Below are 19,844 nucleotides of genomic sequence, written 5' to 3' on the forward strand. Positions count from 1 at the left end.
TCTGTCGTAAACCGATGATAGGCTGGACTTATTCGAGCAGCATCATTTTGCGCGTCAGACGGCTTCCGCCGCTGCGCAGTTCGTACATGTACAGTCCCGACGACAGCTTGCCCGCGTCGAAAGCAACCGTATGCGTTCCGGCACTCTGCACGCCGCTTTCCAGTACGCGTACGACGTCGCCCAGCGCGTTGTAGACGGTGAGCGTCATTTCTCCCGTCGTCGGAAGCGTATAGGTGATACTGGTCGTGGGATTGAAGGGATTGGGATAGTTCTGCCCGAGCGCGAGCGAAACCGGTGCAAGGGCGTCGTCGACGTCGAGTGCCGCGTTGATATCGAGAATTTCGAAATCATCAACGGCAGCTTCGACCAGCGATCCGGGCTCGTTATCGGCCGCGGTGAATTTCACGACGATCTTGTCGGTGAGGTCCACCATATCCTCGAGTTCGAATACCTTGGCCTTCCAGGAGGCATCCGACTCAAGCGTACGCTCGAGATACTCGTAATTGCGTCCGCCGTCGGACGAAATCTGTACCGACCAGTAATCCGTTCCCGGTGTTGCACCGGCGTCGTTCGAGTACCAGCGGTAATAACGCAGCACGGGATGCACCATGTTGGTGACGTCGTAGGAGCGCGTCGTAAGGTAGGTTTCACCGTCGTCAACATCATTGGTACCGAGTCCGGAACCCTTTGACGCATTGCCGGTCACCCAGCATTTATCCATGCCGGCGCCAGGAGTGTGGTCCTCATCCGGCTGCACGTAAGGCACATCGCCTTCGTTGCCGAGTTGTGTGTTCCACGTTCCGACCGGATCCGCGTTGATCCACTCACCGGTGGTGGCGTCGGAGAGCACCGACCAGCCATCCGCGCTTTCCGCGTCATTGAAGTATTTACGCTCGAAACCGACAAGGAAGAGATAACTCGATTCCGGTGCTTTCATGGGCTCGTGAAGGCTGCTGCCGAAGTTGTCAAAGGCTTCGACGTAATAGCGCACAATCGTTCCCGCTTTCTGTGCCGGGAATTCACCGGTGAAGGTTTCGCTGCCCGGATCGTAGTTGCAGGTGAAACGGGCGTTGTTCTGCCAGTTGTCGGTCGAATACACAATGTCGACGCGTTCGATATGCATGAGATCGGGATTGATCTCGGATCCCACACGCGCGACACCCGTGATCTGATACGTGCCGCTCGTGGTATGCTGATCTTCCATGCCGGCGTGCACGATGGTGATGGCTGATCCGGGGATGCCATGCGCCGCGAAAGCTTCGATGATGGCCTCACTGTTGGGCGTGCCGTTGGAGAGATCGCCGTCATCATCATCCGCGGCGAGGAATTCCACGAAATAATCCGCCAGTGCCACACCCAGCGAATTTGCATCGGGTGCACCGTACATGGCGTCGTGATACAGGCGCGTGGCGCGCTGCAGTCCGATGGCTTCACGCACATCCCATACCGCGCCGGTCAGAATCATACCGTCGTCGTGAATCTCGTTGACCACGTCGTCGGGGTAGCGCAGGGTGTTGTCGGAGTTGCGGATGATGCCGCCATTGGCGCCACCCTTCATGAAGCCCACGCCGATGCGCGGATCGTCGGCCAGGAAATTCGAGGTCATGTCGGCGATGGCTTCCTTGAGCGCACCGTTCGAGGGAGCGCGGCCGGTGAGCTTTGCCGTCAGCCAGATGTGAATGCCATGCCCCATCTCATGATGGATGACAGAGGCGATCTGGCCGGTGTTGCCGCACTGGAGACTGGACTGGAAGAAATTCACACCCGTACCGTCAAAAAACGCGTTGCAGGTATTGTCGATTTCTACAAGTCCGGGAATCTGGTCGTCGAGCTTGCTGTTGTTGGGCGAGCTGTCGAGGGCGCGGGACCAGTCGCGGACCAGATTCATGTGATAAAACGTGTTACGCTCGGAGGCGATGGAATTTTCATCGTCGAACACGATATCGAGATTCTGTCCCGCAGCCACGGTCTCACTGATATACGCATTTGCAGGTGCTCCGCCGCCGCGTGTCGTGTCGTCGCGGTGTACGAGCACGTGGGGACCACTCAGACGCGCAATCAGCTGTCCCGTCGTATTGCTGCCGAGATCGGCCGTAAAGCGTCCCTGATCGTCAGTAGTGTACATCGTACCGGCCACCCAGACGTATGCGTTGGCAAGCGGCAGGGTCTGCGCTTCTTCGGTGTAGGAAAGGTTGTAGACTTTCGCGAGTACGCGTCCGTTGACCACATTGGCGCTGGCATTGGGACCTTCGCCGCCGTGCAGATGCGTGATCATGTCGTAGCGCCACGCGATGCTGCCATCATGTGCATCCACGTACATGTCCCAGCGTTCTTCCGGACCGTTCTGCACCTGGAAATTATACACCAGGCGATACTTGATATAGTTGGCGTAACGGACGGGAAGGACGTAGAGTGTTCCGCCTTCGATGTTGTCGTTGGAAGCGCTGTAGGGGAGTCCGACTTTCGCAAACTCGCGGGCAGCTGCCAGACTGACGGTGGGATTGGTGTCGACGTCGATGGAGGGATTGAAATCAGACCCGAACATGAACACGCGACCCTCTGGACTGATACGCAGGTCGACGTACGAATGAAGCACGTCGATACCGTTGTATACCTGAACGTATTTCTGATAGGCTTTTCCACTCACGATCTCGCTGTACAGCATGCGCAGCTCGGAGGGACGCACGTTGAGCATGGCTGCGTGCGCCTCGATGAAGGCTTTTCCCGCCTGCGGGGCGTTCAGCAGGTTGATATTGCGAAAGCCGTCGATCTGAATGCCGGAACCCCATGCGCGATGCGGTGTGTTCCGCAGAGCGTCATAGCGGAAATTCCAGCTCGTATTCTTGTAGACGAATTGCTGAAAAGCGTTGTGCGCCTTGGATAGCGACATACTCGCCTGCAGTTCATTCTGCGTGAGCACGTAACGCTCTTCGGGAAGTGGGACGGCGATGCCTTCGTCACTGTGCATGTACTGCGCGTTCGCGACGGGAAGCGCAGCGATGACGAAAAGCAGCATCACTAGAAATCTTTGCATAGTATCCTCGAAGATGTGGGGATCGTGAGCCGTTTGCGAGATGCAAATCAATACATTGACATAGAATAGCTGGAAATAGTTACAGGATCAAGGGAAAAACCCGGATTCGGGACTGTTTCGGCAGGAATACTTAAAGTTCGGGACGGCGAACATCCGCGGGAAGCGCAACTTCCTTCCAGTTCCAGCATGCTACCGTATGATGCGCATCTACCGGGAGACGATCCGGTTCGTGCAGAACGCAGTTTTCGGTCGCGTATTCGCAGCGGGACTGAAAATTGCAGCCCGGGGGATAATGTGTGGGACGCGGAACCTGCCCGGGAATAATCGTCAACCGGTCCTTACGCGCATGGAAAGAGGGAATGGAGGAGAGGAGTCCGACCGTATAGGGATGCAGGGGACGCTGAAAGATGTCGTGGACACTGCCGCATTCCACAATATGCGAGGCATACATGATGGCGACACGGTCGCAGACCTCCGCCACCACACCCAGATCATGACTGATCAGCAGCACGGTCATACCGAATTCCAGCTTCAGATCGTTGATCAGCTTTAGCACCTGCGCCTGCACGGTGACATCAATGGCAGTGGTAGGTTCGTCGAGAATGAGCACTGAGGGACGCGCCACGAGTCCCATGGCAATAAGCGCACGCTGCCGCATTCCACCCGAAAGCTGATGCGGGTACACGGTCATCACGCTCTCCGGATCGGGAATACCGACTCGGTCGAGCATGTCGAGCGATTTCTCGTAGGCTTCCGACCAGTTGTTTTCCGAATGATAGAGCAGCACCTCGGTCATCTGATCCCCGATCGTGAACACCGGGTTGAGCGAGGTCATGGCTTCCTGGAACACCATCCCGATTTCATTGCCCCGCATCGCACGCATCTCACGCTCCGTCAGATCGAGCAGATTCTGTCCGTGAAACAGCACTTCCCCCGATGCGATGCGTCCGGGCTTGCGTATCAGTCGCATGATGGACATCGCGGTCACACTTTTCCCGCAGCCCGATTCCCCGACGAGGCCGAGTGTCTCACCGCGCTCGAGGGAAAACGATACGCCGTCCACTGCGCGCGCGATTCCCTCATCCGTTTCGAAAACGGTGCAGAGATTGCGGACATCGAGAATGGTGGATTTCTGCATGCGACGGCATTGCCTGATGGTGGGGAAACCCTCTTACGCCAAAATACTGCGCGCGCAGGCACGGTTCAACCGTTTTAGCCGCCCGGCGGGAATGCGGATTTGCCTTCTGCAGACTCTCCAACCTCCTGTTTGTGAACTGCATGCGCGTGTTATATCTTCATCACCTACGACGTACACATATCTCAGGCCGACATGAAGCAGCAAGCCCCATCCCGCGACGACGCATTTCTGGTAAACGAAGACGCCATGAAAAACCTCATCCGTATTCTGCATGCCCGTGAAAAACAGGTGCAGGCAGGCGGAGGGGAGAAATCCGTTGCGCGGCATCACGATCGCGGAAAGATGACCGCTCGCGAGCGCATCGATGCACTGCTCGATGAGGACAGCCATTTCCTCGAGATAGGACTGTTCACGGCATGGGAGATGTACGAGGAATACGGCGGTGCGCCTTCAGCGGGAACGGTGTTCGGCATTGGACGCGTGCATGGACGCGACTGCGTCATCGTCGCTAACGACGCGACCGTGAAGGCCGGAGCATGGTTTCCGATCACGGCGAAGAAAAATCTCCGCGCACAGGAAATCGCGATGGAGAATCGTCTGCCCATCATTTATCTCGTCGATTCGGCCGGCGTGTTCCTGCCGATGCAGGATGAGATTTTTCCCGACAAAGAGCATTTCGGAAGGATTTTCCGCAACAACGCCATCATGTCCTCCATGGGCATCCCGCAGATCGCAGCCATCATGGGCTTCTGCGTGGCCGGCGGCGCCTACCTGCCCATCATGAGCGACGAGGCGCTGATTGTTGAAGGAACGGGCACGGTGTTCCTCGCCGGATCGCATCTCGTGAAATCGGCCATCGGGGAAGTGATACAGAATGAGGAACTGGGCGGTGCCCGGGTACACAGCGAGCTGAGCGGCGTCACCGACTACCGCATGCCCGATGACGCCACGGCGCTGAAAACCATCCGCGACCTGGTGTCGAAACTCGGCGACAGGGGACATGCCGGCTTCAACCGTATCGACGCGGTCGATCCCGCACGTCCGATTACGGACGTCTACGGCATCATGCCGAAAGACCGCTCTCGTCCCTACGACGTTCACGCGCTGCTTACCTGCCTGGTCGACGACCACGAATTCGTTGAATACAAAGCCGACTACGGCCGCTCCATCGTTTGCGCATACGCGCGCATTGACGGCTGGGCCGTGGGCATCGTGGCGAACCAGCGCAGCATCGTCAAGGATGGCAAGGGAGAAATGCAGATCGGGGGTGTGATTTACAGCGACAGCGCGGACAAGGCCACGCGCTTTATCCTGAACTGCAATCAGAAGAAAATCCCCCTCGTCTTCCTGCAGGATGTTACCGGCTTCATGATCGGCAGCCGCGCAGAACACGGCGGCATTATCAAGGACGGTGCGAAAATGGTCAATGCCGTGGCGAACAGCACGGTGCCGAAAATCACCATCATCACCGGCAATTCATACGGCGCCGGAAATTACGCCATGTGCGGAAAGGCCTACGACCCGCGTTTCATCTTTGCCTGGCCGTCGGCGCAGATCGCCGTCATGGGCGGAGCGCAGGCGAGCAAGACGCTGCTCGAAATCCGTCTCTCCCAGCTGAAGCGCGAGGGAAAGGAAATCACAAAGGAGGAACAGGAGGAACTGCTCAAGACGATTCAGGATCGCTACGACAGTCAGATGAGTCCCTACTACGGCGCCGCCCGTTTGTGGGTAGACGGCATCATCGATCCTGCGGACACGCGCGATGTGATTTCCTCCTGTCTCGCCGCAGCGGAAAACAATCCTGACATCCCGCAATTCAATCCCGGCGTCATCCAGACATGAGTGCATGTCCCACACCCATCGCCGCATAACCATATTCGCCCGGAAATTGCTGCTGCCGGCTCTTGCCGCGCTGCTGCTTTCCGCAACTCCCCTGCATGCCCATATACAGCCGAGAGACACGGCATTGCATGCAGCTGATCACCTGAAGCAAGCTGCAATGCTCCACTGCGCAGGAGGGGAAGACAGAGATGAAGACGAAGGTTTTTTCACCTCGCTCTGGCTGCTGCTGCGGCATTTCATATTCCCGCAGGAATTGAATCTGATTTACGATCTCAGGGCATGGATTGCGGAGCTGCCAGCACCCGGGGACAGGACGAGGGAAGGGGATCTGCGTAGGACGGATGAGATTTACGATCACGCTGTGTATCTTGCCGAGGGCGATGCCGCGCGCGCCATTCTGGCCTGCGCCTGGGCGACGCTGCCGTATCACACGTTTCCTGCGCGCATTCCGCTGCTCGACATCGGCATCACCGTGCCGGTATCAACGGAAAGCCGTGCGGTGTTCGATCAGCGCATGAAGAATCTCCCGGGAAAGCTGTTCGAGGATTCGCCGCGCGGACTCGATCGCGACAAGGTGCCGCACTTTTTCGGCAGCGCCTGGCTGCAGCTTGCGACGCGGCAGCCGATGATCGCCGAGGCGGCGGGGGAATTGCTCGAACTCAGTGAGGCAGTGTTCAAGCTTGAAGGCTCCCGCGACCCGCGCGACATCGCTGTCAATCGCCTGGGCGTCTGCTTCGCCATCGCGCTGCAGCGGCAGCAGAATATACATCCATCAGACATACTCAAACGCGGACTGCAACACCATGAGCACTGCGCCGAATCCGAAAATTCTTCTCGTTGACGATGAACGCAGCATTCGCGATATGCTGCGCATGACTCTTGAATATGAAGGCTTCGACGTCGCCGATGTCGACAGCGGCATCCGGGCCCTGAAAGAGATTGATGCCATTCGTCCCGACGCCGTCATTCTCGACGTCAAAATGTCCGGTCTCGACGGCATGGAAACACTCGAACGCCTGAAAAGCTCTCATGCGCATATCCCTGTCATTCTGCTCACGGGACACGGCAGCATTGAAACGGCGGTCGAGGCGACGAAAAAAGGCGCATTCGATTTTCTGACCAAGCCGCCGGACAGGGAGAAAATTCTCATCACGCTGCGGAATGCGCTCAGGCAGACGTCCCTTCTGCGCGAAAACCTACGCATGCGCGAAGAAATCGAAGGCGCTGACGTCATGGTCGGGAGCACGCCGGCCATGAAGGCGCTGAAAGACACCATCGCGCGCGTGGCGCCGACGGAAGCCTATGTGCTTATCACCGGTGAAAACGGGACGGGCAAGGAACTCGTGGCCCGCGCATTGCACCGGCAAAGCACGCGGGCGGACCGCGAGATGGTGGAGGTCAACTGCGCGGCCATTCCGCAGGAGCTGATTGAATCCGAACTTTTCGGACATGAAAAAGGGGCGTTTACCGGGGCGACGGGACAGCGTATCGGGAAGTTCGAGCAGGCCGATGGCGGCACGCTTCTGCTCGATGAGATCGGCGACATGAGTACGTCCGCACAGGCCAAGGTTCTCCGCGTCCTTGAAGAAGGCGCCTTCGAGCGCGTGGGCGGCAACAAGCGTATCAGCGTCGACGTGCGCGTTATCGCCGCAACGAACAAAGATCTCAAGCAGGAAATCAAGGACGGCAATTTCCGCGAAGATCTTTACCACCGTCTCAACGTCATCCCGATTCATGTCCCGCCTCTGCGCGAACGGCGCGACGATATCTCCGACCTCATTCGTTTTTTCCTCACCGAAACCTGCAGGAAAAACAAGCTGCCGCAGCGCACGATCACAGAGGATGCGGTTACGCGTCTGCAGTCCATGCCCTGGTCCGGCAACGTGCGCGAGCTGCGCAACGTCGTCGAACGTCTCGCGATCATGGTCGCCGAAGCCATCACCGCCGACGACGTGGCGCGATTCGTGGTCGGCGGACCCGGCGCCTTCGACGACACGCTTTCGATGGAACTCACGTTTCAGGAATTCAAGGACAGAACCGAAGAGATGTTCCTGCGCAAACAGCTCGAGCGCTTTGAATGGAACGTCAGCCGCACGGCAGACGAACTGGGCATTCAGCGCAGTCACCTGTACAAGAAAATCAACAAGTACGGACTCGAAAGGAAGGAGGGCTAGAACAGATCGGCATCCCTGCCGAGCGCACGCAGGGAATCAACCCGCCTGAGGGAATCGGCGGCGGTTGAATCCGTTGTCGACAGCCGTTCGAAGCGTTCGATGGTGACGCGGTACAGCTCTTCGACACTCTCGCGATCGGTCGCCACTTCCCGCGCCATGGCGAACAGTTCGGTGGTGTCGGTGTGATGCGCTGCGAGAAGGGAATCGAAAGATCGGCGCATACGCAGGGTGTCACCGCGGTAGAGTTCCGACTGGTAAATCATCTCGCCGTATATTTCCCTGAAATTACCCTCCGAGAGGGTATGCTCCTTTTTCTCTCCGCACGAAGCCAACAGCACACAGGTCATGCACAGCAGCAACGATACAGACAGCAACGAAGGGAAGCGAAGCTTCTTTCCACGGGCCGACCGGTATCTACTTTCCATTACGCTCATCTGGGGCTCAACATTTTCGGTGACGAAATTCGCACTTGCGGATCTGCCGCCGCTCATGCTGCAGGGCATGCGTTTTTCACTCGCTGCCCTGATGGTGGGAATCTATACATGGAAGGATATCAAAACAACCACGCCCGAATCGCTGCGTGCGGGACTCCTGCTCGGCGTGATGCTCGGACTCGGTTTCGCCTTCCAGACTGTCGGACTGCTGTATACCTCCGCCGGAAAGGCGGGGTTCCTCACCGGCACCATGGTCGTGTTCACACCGCTGCTTCAACTCGCCATCGAACGCCGGCGTCCTTCACTCGGCAACGGCATTGGCGTGCTCATCGTGGCTGCGGGACTCTATCTCTTCACGTCCCCATCGGGCGGGGATTTCAATTTCGGGGATATCCTCATTCTCATTTGCGCCGTGGTATTCGCCTTTTACATCGTCTATCTCGACGTCTTCACCCGCGCCCGCTTCGACCGCGAAATTGTCTTTTACCAGTTCGTTGCCTCGGCCATTATCGGCTTTGGCCTCGCGCCGTTCTTCGCCCATGGGGAAACGACACTCACGCTTACCTCCACCGGAGCCGTGATTTATCTCGCCTTCTTTGCGTCCACCATCGCGATTTTCGTGCAGTCGAAATACCAGAGGGAAAGCACTCCCACGAAAGCCGCCATCATTTTCACGATGGAACCCGTTTTCGCCGCCATCATTGCCTTCCTCATGCTCTCCGAAACCATGAATGCCCTCGAAATCACCGGAGCGGCCGTCATGTTCGGCGGATTACTGTTCTCAGAGCTGTATGGAATGCGAAAACCGGCTTCCCACTGATTTTAACATACCCTAAAAAATAATTTTAATACGTCCTAAAACTGTCAGATTACGCCGCTGCTGCCTGCGTAGAGCACGTCTTTGACGCGGATATGGGGCAGGAGCATGGGGAAGTAGCCATCCGTCGTCGAGCAGCGGGAAACGGGACCGAGGTCCTGGATTTCCTTGAACAGGTACACCGGCGTTTCCCGAATGAGGACATTGCGCACGCCTCGCGTGATTTTTCCATCCTCGATCATGAAGAGTCCGTCACGCGTCGACCCCGTCAGCAGACAGTTGCGCGGATCGATCATCGAGAGCTGCGCGAAGCCGCTGACCAGCAGTCCTTTTTCGATACCAGCGATAAGCTGTTCTGCAGGAGTTTCACCGCCCTGCATGATCAGGTTCGTGGGTGAGGCCACGGGATCGCCTTTTTTGGAAAAGCGTTCGCGTGTGATGGAATCGATCACACCGTTTTTCACCCAGGTGCGGGGATGGACCGGCAGTCCTTCAGCCGTAAAGGGCATGGAAGGCAGCTCTGCATACATCGGATCGGATTGCAGGGTGATGCGTTCGTCGAACATTTTCGTACCGACGAAGGATGAGCCGTCGAGGCGGCGCAGGAAGCTCTGATCCTGTTCGATCGCGCGTTCGGAAAACTGCGAAAGCATTGGCTGCAGCATGTCTGCCAGCGCACGGGGTTCGAATACGGTGGAGAGCCGTCCCCCTTCAATCTGCACGGGTTCTTTCCACGCCGCGCATTTCTGCATGGCAACACCGAGCGCGGAACGCACGGCCTCGCGATCAAGTGCTCCGCGGTAGGTCTCCGCGAAACCCGTGCTCCAGCCATCCTTTGCATACACTCGCAGACTGCTGTGATGAAGGGTGGATTCCTGGTGCAGGAAGAGTCCTGCACTCGAGGCCAGGGCAAGAGAAGAACGGGTGGATGACAGGCTTCCGCTGAAGCGCATGTCCTTTGCGCGCACATCATCAAGCAACTGCCTGGTCACAGCGCTGTCGATGCCGTCCTCAATACGGAAGCCGTCCACAACGAGAGGCGCCGCACTGCTCTCGGCGGCGGAGGGGAAGGGATAAATTTCCGGAGACTCCGGCATGCTTGCTGCGAGTGCCACCGCGCGTGAGATGGCAGAGCGGATACCTTCCGCTGAAAGTTCGTTGCACTGCACGGTCATATACCGTTTGCCGACGCGCACGCTGATCTGCATGGAGGCATCGCTGCTGTACTGTGCGGGACGCAGTGTGTTGTCCGCCAGTGGCTGACTCATGCCTTCGGCCGAGCGCAGCACCGCGAAACACTCGTCGGCGTCTTTCGCCTGCACAGCGAGGCCAAGCAATTCCTGGGCTTTGGATCTTGTCATACTCATGACTGCTCCCTCGCTGCGTAGACGGGCACATCCGCGAAAAGCGTGGGGGGAACGGAAACGGAGAAGGGAGCCGACCACAGTGGATTCGCCCGCGAGGGGAAGAGATCTCCCGCCGTCATGGTTTCCTTGCCGCTGCCTATCGCGACGATGGCGTTCCAGAACTGTTCCACCGAGGTTTCGATTTCCACGCCGCGCACCATGTCCCCGGTTTTACCGCCTTTGATCATCCAGGCCGCCTGGGGTTTGAGACGGAACAGCGTGCGCTGGGGATTGGTGACGATGCTGCCGCGTCCCTTGACATAGAGTCCATCATCGACACCTGAAATCAGGTCGTTGAGATCGCCGTCCGTTCCTTCCTGCATGATGATGTTGGGCATGGAAGGACCCGCGGGTTCGCTCCAGTGCGCGGTGCGGGTGCAGGGAAAGCCGATGCCTGCAGGGAGAGCGGGAAGGGTGTCATCCCACGGCAGATGACTGAACACGCCGTCGGTGAGCAGCGGCATGCGCAGGGCAGGACGACCGCTGTCGTCCCATCCGCCGGTGGCGAGTCCGTCCGCCAGCGTCATATCCGCCTCGAGCTGAAGGGATGCGGGACCGATGCGTTTGTTGCCGATATCCGCAACGCGGAGCCATGCGTCTCCCGGACGCCGTCCGTCAATCTCCATCACGCTGCGCGGATCGAAATGCGGAAGCAGCGTCTCGAACAGTACATCCCACAGCACGCTGGGATGCAGCACCACCTGGTATTTGCCTTCCTTCACCGGTTCCGCGGTCTGCGTGCGCAGTACTTCCTGCATCGCGGTTTCGAGATCGCTTTTGAAATTCCGTTTCGTGATTTCCCAGCCGCCGGACTGCGCTTCGAAGCTGCTGCTTCTGCTGTCCATGCGCCGCAGCTTCTGATGAAACGCCGTCACCGCGAAGTTCGGGTAGGTCATCACATGCTTCTGCCGCAGGCGGGATCCGGCAGAATTCACGAGCAGCCGCGTGCTCTCCTGCATGAAGAGATTCGCGACCGAGTACGGTATCTGCTGAATCTTGAGGGGGTAGGTTGTCAGCTCTCGAAGGAAGGCGATTTTCTCTTCGACCGGAACTTTGAAAGGATCGATTTCCACCGGTGTTTCCCAGCTTTGTTCGCCCAGATCACCTCGCGTGGAGGCAGGATCGTTGTCCAGACGCTGCTGCGCCGCAACCGCATCCGCCGCGCTGCAGGCATGCATCGCCAGGTCCTTCGCGCGTCCCGCTTCCCAGGCCGCGGTAACCGCCGTGCCCCAGGCGCCATCCTTGAACACGCGGAGACAGTAGCCGCTTTCGCTGCTGTCGCTGAGCGTGTGCACATCCTCTTTCCGAAGCTGTATGCTTTCGCGATGCTCGTGCATCGAAAGGACTTCGGCGTAGGATGCGCCCTGCGATGTTGCGGCATCCACTGCGTCCTGTATCCAGTCCGCATTCGCCGCGATATCCCCATCGTCCTTCACGCCGCGTGCCTGTATTCCCGCGGGAAGTGTGGCGAGTGTTCCCACGACTGCGCTGCTCTTGAGAAAATCTCTTCTGTCCATACCCTGATGTACTGTTGCCTGTACCAAAAAGTTCATTGCCTGCTGCAATGCGGAAGATACGACATGCGCGGGAAGTTCTGAAAATCGAAGGTTTTGCCTTTCATATTCCACTGAGAAGGAATGCTTCCGGCCTATGCTTTTTTTCGTATTTTTCCCCTTATGAAAACCATGCATTGCCGCATATCGGGACTGGTACAGGGCGTGGGTTTCCGCTACTTCGTCCTTCAGCATGCCCGCACACTCGGAGTGCGCGGATACGTGGAAAACGAGTACAGCGGCGACGTCATTGTCGTTGCGCAGGGGGAGGCGGGACAGCTCGACGACCTCGTGCGTGAGCTGCGTGTGGGACCCCGCTCCGCCCATGTGCGAAACCTTCGGGTGGACTGGCTCGACGAGGACGAAATGTATAACAGCTTCGAGATTCGCGTATGAGCAGGACGACAGCAGCCATCGTTCAGGAGGTATGCATATGAGCAGCATGGATTTTCGCGTCGGTCAGGGCTATGACGTGCACCGTCTTGCCGAAGGTGAATCGCTTGTACTCGGTGGCGTCACCATTCCTTCTCCGCGCGGCACCGTGGCGCATTCCGATGGCGACGTGCTGCTGCACGCACTCTGCGACGCACTGCTCGGCGCGCTGGCGCTGGGCGATATCGGCGAACATTTTCCTGACACCGACGAGCGTTTCCGCGGTGCCTCCAGTCTCGAACTGCTGCGCGCTACCATGGATCTCATCACTGAACGCGGCTGGCAGGTCGTGAACATAGACGCCACGCTCATCCTGCAATCGCCGAAAATACTCCCGTATAAGGAGTCCATGCGCGAGAACATCGCCGGAGTGCTCGGCACGGGGAAGGACCGGGTCTCCCTCAAAGCAACGACCGGAGAGCGCATTGGCTTCGTCGGAAGGGAAGAGGGCACCGAAGCCATGGCCACGGTTCTGCTCACGAAGGAGCACTGAGGCGCAGATGGAAGAAATCGTTGCCGAACTCTCCCGCCTTGATGTCATCTGGATTTACGCCGCGGTCTTCGGCATTGCCTACATCGAAAATATTTTCCCGCCATTCCCGAGCGACATCATCGTCGTTTTCGCCGGTTCCCTCGTCGCCATAGGAACCGGCAGTGCCGTGATCACCGCAATTCTGGCCACGGCGGGCAGCACCCTCGGCTTCATGTCCATGTACTGGATTGGCGACAAGTTCGGCGACCGCTGGTTGGAAACGGGACGCATTCCTTTCATCTCCGTGGAATCCGTGCATAAGGTACAGGAGTGGTTCTGGCGCTACGGCTACTGGGTTGTGGTCGGCAACCGCTTCCTCGCAGGCACGCGGGCCGTCATCAGTTTCTGCACGGGTGTGGCGGAAATGGATATCACGAAAACCACGCTGCTCTCGGCGGTGAGCGCACTGGCGTGGAACTGCATACTTCTGTATTTAGGATATGTGGTGGGGGACAACTGGCGTGTGATCGGCGACTATCTCGGGACGTACAGTAAAATTGTCACCGCCGTGGTTGTCGTCGCTTTCCTGGGCTGGCTGCTCGTCAAGTGGCTGCGTGCGCGGCGCAACGGCGTGACGGACAACACTCCGGATGAAACGGCTTGAGAGGCTCAAAACGATCCCATGATTGACTGGCTCTACAGCATCGATGTCTCGCTTTTCCGCTTTGGCAATGAAACCATCGCCAATCCGGCGGGGGACTGGTTTTTTCCCTTCATCACCGATCTCCGGAATTTTATCGTTCCGTATATCCTGGTCCTGCTGGCGCTGATCGTGTTCGGCAAGAAGCGCGGTGCGATAACCGTACTGCTCATTCTTATCACCGTCGCCTTTGCCGACCAGATCAGCAGTTTCGTGGTCAAGCCGCTGGTGGGAAGATTGCGTCCCTGTCACGTACTCGATCACGTGCGGCTTCTCGTAGGCTGCGGATCGGGAAAGTCCTTCACCTCGTCGCATGCCACGAACAACTTCGCCATCGCGGTGATTGTGCAATACATGTGGCCGAAGGCCCGATGGTACATACTGACCTGGGCGGCGCTCGTTGCGTTTTCCCGCGTGTATGTCGGCGTCCATTATCCCTCCGACATCATCGGCGGCGCCGTACTCGGCAGTCTCATTGCATTTGCAGTCATTTTCCTGTATGAACAGACCCTCAAGGGAATACAATTCGTGAAAGCGCGTCGCAGCGCAGGTGCAGTCAGCACCGGCGCACGGGGCGATGGAAAGGAACAGGCATGAGTACCGATCTCACCGAACAGATAACGCAAATGGCTTCCGTCCCGGCCCCGCAGTCGCGTCCCAGGCGCATGCGCATCATTCTCGCCGTGACGTCCGGACTGCTTTTTGCCGCGGCGTTTCCCCCGGTGCCGATCGGACTCTCTGCGCTGGTGGCCCTGCTGCCCTTCCTTTTCCTTCTCGACGATTTGCGTTCATGGAGGGAAGTGTTCCGCTGGTCGTATCTGACCTTTCTCGTCGGCAACGCCGGTGCGATCTGGTGGATCAGCGGATGGTGGGGAGAGGATCCCTGGCTGAAAGCGGCCGGGGTCGCCGTGAACCTTATTTACCCGCTGTGGTTCATCGTTCCTGCCCTGCTGTATCATTTCGTGCGCCGCAGGCTGGGCACACTCGCGGCCGCGGGCGCATTCCCCGTATTGTGGACGGCCTGGGAATGGCTGGCGCATCTGCCGGAGTTGTCCTTCCCCTGGCTGCTGCTGGCGAATACGCAGACCTACGACATCGAGAACATCCAATTCATTTCATGGACAGGAGCGTTCGGACTCAGTTTCTGGGTGGCGATGATCAACGCCATACTCTTCGTCATCACGCGGCAGCTGCTGGCGGGGTCATGGACCATGAAATCCCCGCGCATGATCTTCTCTGTTGTTCTGCTACTCCTCTGCATCGTACTGCCGAAGCTGCATTCCAGCCTCGTACTTGATGACACGGTTACTCCCGTAGGCGAACTGCGTGTGGGCATCGTGCAGCCGGATGTCAATCCCTACGACAAGTGGAGTGACGGCGCAACGCCGTTCGGGAAGCTGAAGGGGCTCGTGCACATTTACGATTCGCTGTCCGTTTTCAAACCCGACCTCGTCCTTATGCCCGAAACCGCCATCCCGTTCCTCGTATTGCAGCCGAGCTATGAGCGTGAATGGCAGTGGCTGCGTCAGCACGTCGACAGCATCGGCGTGCCGCTGCTTTCCGGTTTCCCGCACACCGAGTTTTTCAACGATCCGGAAAACACGCCGCGCAGTGCGCGTCCCATACCGGAATCAACGCTGCACTATCTCAACTACAATTCCGCGTTGCTGCTGGAGCCGGGGGATGTCAATCCCCAGATATATCACAAATCCCGTCTCACACCGCTGAGTGAGCGCATCCCGTATCTCGACATGCTGCCGTTTCTGCAGGACGCGCTGACCTGGGGCGTGGGCATCAGCAACTGGGGACAGGGGAATGACACCACGGTGTTTCACATGCGGCATGAGAGAGAGGACATCGGCGTCTGGGCCATGATCTGTTACGAGACGCTGTATCCCTCTTTCGTCGCGGGCTTTGCCGAGCGCGGTGCCGAGGCGTTCTGCGTGATTACGAACGACGGCTGGTTCGGTCCTTCATCCGGTCCCTACCAACTCATGCAGTACACCGTCCTTCGTGCCGTCGAAAACCGCCGCGCCGTAGCGCGCTGCGCAAACAACGGCGTTTCCTGCTTCATCGATCCTTACGGCAGGGTATCGCAGCCGACACCGCTGTATACGCGACTGGGTATCGTCGGGACAATACCGCTCATCCGTGAGCAAACATTCTACACCAGGCATGGCGACTGGTTTCCCTTCGGGATCAGCGTCATCGCCGGCTTCATCATCCTTTTCACCATTACCGCCGGGTATTACAAGAAATGAGCACGCAGATGATCGACTTACGCAGCGACACCGTCACCATTCCCACCCCCGAAATGAAAACCGCCATGATCGCGGCTCCGCTGGGGGATGATGTGTACGGCGAGGATCCGACAGTGAATCGTCTGCAGAAAAGCATGGCGGCATTGTTCGGCATGGAAGCCGGACTCTTCGTTCCCACCGGAGTGATGAGCAATCAGATCGGCATCAAGGCATGGACGCAGTCCGGCGACGAGGTCATCGTCGAGCGCGAGTCGCATATTTTCAACTATGAGACCGCGGCACCCTCGATGATGTCCGCCGTTCAGCTGCACACCGTCGGCAGCGATCTTGGTGTGTTCGCGCTGGAGGATGTTGAGGCCGCCATTCGTCCGGGTGAGTATTACTATCCCCGTACCTCGCTGGTGTGCATCGAGAACACACACAACCGGTATGGCGGAACGCTGTATCCCATCGAGGACATGCGTGCACTGTCGCAATTCTGTGCTGATCGCGACCTGCGTCTGCATCTCGATGGCGCGCGCATCTGGAATGCCCACGCCGCCACCGGCACGCCGCTGAGCGCGTACGGTGAGGTAGTGGATTCGGTGTCCATCTGTTTCTCGAAAGGACTCGGCGCCCCCGTGGGATCCATGCTGCTGGGTCCCGCCGACTTCATCGCCCGCGCCCACAAATACCGCAAGATTTTCGGAGGCGGCATGCGTCAGTCCGGCATGCTCGCCGCCGCGGCGCAGTACGCCATCGAGCATCATCTTCCGCTGCTCGCGCGCGATCACGCGCGGGCAAGGACGCTGGCTGAAGGACTGGCAGATATCGATGCCTTCACCGTCGACATCGAACGTGTGCAAAGCAACATGGTGCTGCTCGACTTCACCGGCGCCGCGATGCGGGCAGGGGAGGCACAGGCCAAGCTCGCCGAAGAAGGCATCCGCATCGGCATGGGCATGGGCGACATGCTGCGCGCCGTCGTGCACATCGACCTCAACGACGACGACATCACCCGCGCCCTCGAAATCTTCCACCGCGTATTCTGATTCGCGCATACAGGTCATGAAGCGGGCGACGCAAACTGATCTGCACAAAAGCATTCTGAACGAAGCAAACGTATCCTGAACGGAGCATAGATGGCATCGAACAGTAAATCCCTTCCTGACATCGCGAAATTCCGCCACAGCATGACCAAGCGCGTCCTCTCGTACCACGTCGACCGCCAGAACGTCGTGCACAACATCTGGTACTTCTATTATTTCGAGGAAGCGCGCGTCGAATACATCCGCGCGCTCGGTCTGCCGATGGACGAAGGCACCTTCGTCACGCACAACAAATTCTTCGTCGTGCGCAACAGCTGTGACTACTACGCTCCCGCACTGTTCGATGAGCAGGTGCAGCTCCTCACCCGCATCACCACCGTCGGCAACAGCTCCATCGGCTTCGAACACCTCGCCGTCAAAGCCGACGGTACCCCCGTCGCAAGGGGCGAGCACGTGTTCGTCCACGTCGACGAAAACACCAACACACCCACACGCGTACCCGAATCCCTCCGTGAGCTCATCCGTGCGTTCGAAGGGGATAATGTTGTATTCGAGGGGTAGAGAATAATCAACGAGAACGCGGATCTTCACGGATCGTACGGATTCTCGCTGAGGAGGGGGAGGAGGCCGGGTTTGTTGACTGCATGGATTGATTAATTCGATCATGCCTGTCACGGCGTAGTTGAGCGGAGCGAAACAAAGCCGGAACTTCGATTTTGCCTGTCCGCCGTGGTTGAGCGAAGTGAAACGAAGGTGGAAGAGCGATGTACTCTGGGAGCCTTGCATTTTCAGATTTATTTCACCTTTTTTTGTCCACCACGGGCATTCGAGAGGTATATAGATACAGAGGCAGCCGGTGCTGCGTCTGGAAAATGGTGTCACAAGTGTTCTGAAAGCGGAGCGGGGTATGCGATTTACAACATTGATCCTTCTACTGGTGATTCTGCCGTCGTTTATGAGAGTAGGAGGGGGTGAGCCAGAACCATACGACATACCATGCATGGTTATTCGGAATGCAGGTCAGTGGGACAATTCCGTACGCTTTGCGATTCCCGGAGAGAATGGATCGCTCTGGTTTCTGAAGGACGGCCTGGCCATCACGCGTCCGAGATCGGGAAAAACGCTACCGGGAGAACTCAGCCTGAATGGCGCAGATGATGGAACTGTCGAGATGGAGATCATCCGCCTGCGCTTTAAGAATCACTCAGACGCCATGCGACTTATGGCAATGGACACCGCAGATGCTGTATCTCATTTTTATCTCTGCGCTGACAGCACGAAGTGGCGTGAGGACGTATCAAATCATGGGAGAGTGCGGTATGCGAATGTATGGGATGGAGTGGACATTGAGATTGATGCACTCGGAAGGTCTGCGGAGCCAGGTTGGAAAGAGATCACAGCAGCTGGAAATGGCCGTCCTGCTATAAGAATTCGGAGTCGTAATGAAATTACGCGTGAAAAGATGAAGTTCGAGCTCCAGCAAGGAAATGAAGTACAACAATTCCCATATGATCCTGCCGTCGCCGCAACGTTCATGAATTTTGTCAGACTGGGGGCAGACAGAGTTGTGAAGACGGAAGGAAACATGCTGGTTATATCAGGTTTAACACTAGATGCTGACTTTCCACAGGTCAATTCAACCCGTAGCTTCTACGCTGGGACTTGGAACAGTACTTTTGTGAAATATAATACAAGTATTAAGGAGGTAGTTTACAGCACTTACTTCGGTCCTACACCGTTGGGGCAAGGCGCCCGCGGATGGACAGGAAGTGAATCTATTGATGTCCATGAAGGCAAGGTGTCTGCTCTTACGAGAGGCGGAGCAAATTTCCCGATTAATCGAGCGATCCCGGGATCAGAGCCACCAAGCGCTAGTGTTGATGACTATCAGAGTGTAATTCTCGTGCTAGATGAATATGGACATTATGAACTAGCAAGTTACGTTGGTGGACCAGGTAAAATAGAGCCCGTATCAATACATCAAAGAAATGAAGAGTACTATATTTATGGTCTTGTGTCGGTCAATGCTGGGGATAGTGTTGCAGCGATTACACATGACGCCATCGAACCATACGCAGAATTTCGTCAACCACATGGCAGCGATACTTACACGTCGGTTTTTGGCATTGTTTCCACTCAGCTCGATTCATTGTCCTACATGACATACATTTATCCTTCAACGGTTCTAAATGCATTAATAGCTCCAGAAAATGACCATTTCCACATGCATGTCGATGATACAGACGGTAGCGTTGTCTTTGTCATGGGAAATCGATTCGCTGGTATCGACGATGTTCCGTTACGTAATACTTTAATATCCAAGGAACAAATATCGGGACAAGTAGGAGCGTATGTCGCGAAGTATTCGAGGGTGAAAAATGATTATGAGTATGCGACCTGGTATGGTTTTGCTGATCGTTCGTTCTGGTATGAAACCTCCCTCCTACAGGCAGATGGAGATTTAATCCTATATGGAAGAACATACCCGCGTTCTGGTACCTATTCGCTGCCTGGCATATGGACAACGTATGGCAACAATATCCCTGAGCGAAT

Annotated in this window: 16 protein-coding genes; 11 read left to right on the top strand and 5 right to left on the bottom strand. The window is 57.2% G+C overall.

What is annotated here, in order from left to right:
* Positions 1–28 precede the first annotated feature (28 nt).
* Positions 29–3,034, bottom strand: coding sequence for a T9SS type A sorting domain-containing protein (locus tag KQI65_05590; GenBank protein MCB2204203.1), 3,006 nt, complete (start codon positions 3,032–3,034; stop codon positions 29–31).
* 130 nt (positions 3,035–3,164) lie between these two features.
* Positions 3,165–4,172: an ABC transporter ATP-binding protein gene (locus KQI65_05595; GenBank protein MCB2204204.1), complete on the bottom strand. Its 1,008-nt coding sequence runs from the start codon at positions 4,170–4,172 to the stop codon at positions 3,165–3,167.
* A gap of 192 nt (positions 4,173–4,364) precedes the next feature.
* Between KQI65_05595 and KQI65_05600 the strand changes: the two genes are divergently transcribed.
* From KQI65_05600 to KQI65_05610, 3 genes are read left to right on the top strand one after another with little or no spacing between them, the layout of a single operon-like run.
* Complete coding sequence (locus KQI65_05600) at positions 4,365–6,014, top strand: acyl-CoA carboxylase subunit beta (protein MCB2204205.1); 1,650 nt, start codon at positions 4,365–4,367, stop codon at positions 6,012–6,014.
* Positions 6,015–6,018: 4 nt separating this feature from the next.
* The gene (locus KQI65_05605; GenBank protein ID MCB2204206.1) at positions 6,019–6,855 is read left to right on the top strand and encodes a hypothetical protein; all 837 of its coding nucleotides are present in this window, start codon (positions 6,019–6,021) and stop codon (positions 6,853–6,855) included.
* On the top strand, positions 6,818–8,188 hold the full coding sequence (locus tag KQI65_05610) for a sigma-54 dependent transcriptional regulator (GenBank protein MCB2204207.1): 1,371 nt from the start codon (positions 6,818–6,820) through the stop codon (positions 8,186–8,188). Before KQI65_05605 ends, KQI65_05610 begins: the two co-directional genes overlap by 38 nt.
* On the opposite strand, the gene KQI65_05615 is transcribed toward KQI65_05610, so the two are convergent.
* On the bottom strand, positions 8,185–8,451 hold the full coding sequence (locus tag KQI65_05615; GenBank protein MCB2204208.1) for a hypothetical protein: 267 nt from the start codon (positions 8,449–8,451) through the stop codon (positions 8,185–8,187). The two genes, KQI65_05610 and KQI65_05615, sit on opposite strands and share 4 nt — an antisense overlap.
* An 82-nt stretch (positions 8,452–8,533) precedes the next feature.
* Between KQI65_05615 and KQI65_05620 the strand changes: the two genes are divergently transcribed.
* Positions 8,534–9,442 (top strand): EamA family transporter, encoded by a 909-nt coding sequence (locus KQI65_05620; protein ID MCB2204209.1) that lies wholly within the window; start codon positions 8,534–8,536, stop codon positions 9,440–9,442.
* A 44-nt stretch (positions 9,443–9,486) separates the two neighbouring features.
* Here the strand turns inward: KQI65_05620 and KQI65_05625 are convergent, their stop codons facing one another.
* Positions 9,487–10,806 carry a hypothetical protein gene (locus KQI65_05625; protein MCB2204210.1) on the bottom strand — a complete coding sequence of 440 codons (1,320 nt, stop codon included), beginning with the start codon at positions 10,804–10,806 and terminating at the stop codon, positions 9,487–9,489.
* Entirely contained in the window at positions 10,803–12,398 is a 1,596-nt protein-coding gene (locus KQI65_05630; protein ID MCB2204211.1) for a twin-arginine translocation signal domain-containing protein, read from the bottom strand. The genes KQI65_05625 and KQI65_05630 overlap by 4 nt, the downstream gene beginning before the upstream one ends.
* A gap of 123 nt (positions 12,399–12,521) precedes the next feature.
* Here KQI65_05630 and KQI65_05635 point away from each other — a divergent pair, with 123 nt between their 5' ends.
* The 7 genes from KQI65_05635 to KQI65_05665 all read left to right on the top strand — a co-directional run bounded on the left by KQI65_05635 (position 12,522) and on the right by KQI65_05665 (position 17,852).
* Positions 12,522–12,794 carry an acylphosphatase gene (locus tag KQI65_05635; protein ID MCB2204212.1) on the top strand — a complete coding sequence of 91 codons (273 nt, stop codon included), beginning with the start codon at positions 12,522–12,524 and terminating at the stop codon, positions 12,792–12,794.
* A 37-nt stretch (positions 12,795–12,831) separates the two neighbouring features.
* Positions 12,832–13,323, top strand: a complete 492-nt coding sequence (gene ispF / locus KQI65_05640) for a 2-C-methyl-D-erythritol 2,4-cyclodiphosphate synthase (GenBank protein MCB2204213.1) — start codon at positions 12,832–12,834, stop codon at positions 13,321–13,323.
* A 7-nt stretch (positions 13,324–13,330) separates the two neighbouring features.
* Positions 13,331–13,966 carry a DedA family protein gene (locus tag KQI65_05645; protein MCB2204214.1) on the top strand — a complete coding sequence of 212 codons (636 nt, stop codon included), beginning with the start codon at positions 13,331–13,333 and terminating at the stop codon, positions 13,964–13,966.
* Between the two features lie 21 nt (positions 13,967–13,987).
* The gene (locus tag KQI65_05650; GenBank protein ID MCB2204215.1) at positions 13,988–14,599 is read left to right on the top strand and encodes a phosphatase PAP2 family protein; all 612 of its coding nucleotides are present in this window, start codon (positions 13,988–13,990) and stop codon (positions 14,597–14,599) included.
* A complete protein-coding gene (lnt, locus tag KQI65_05655; protein MCB2204216.1) occupies positions 14,596–16,263 on the top strand; it encodes an apolipoprotein N-acyltransferase in 1,668 nt (555 codons plus the stop codon). The genes KQI65_05650 and lnt overlap by 4 nt, the downstream gene beginning before the upstream one ends.
* A gap of 8 nt (positions 16,264–16,271) precedes the next feature.
* Entirely contained in the window at positions 16,272–17,294 is a 1,023-nt protein-coding gene (locus KQI65_05660) for an aminotransferase class I/II-fold pyridoxal phosphate-dependent enzyme (protein ID MCB2204217.1), read from the top strand.
* Between the two features lie 90 nt (positions 17,295–17,384).
* Complete coding sequence (locus KQI65_05665; GenBank protein ID MCB2204218.1) at positions 17,385–17,852, top strand: acyl-CoA thioesterase; 468 nt, start codon at positions 17,385–17,387, stop codon at positions 17,850–17,852.
* Positions 17,853–19,844: the final 1,992 nt, after the last annotated feature.

The organism is bacterium, from assembly GCA_020444325.1.
GTDB lineage: Bacteria > Bacteroidota > Ignavibacteria > SZUA-365 > SZUA-365 > BM516.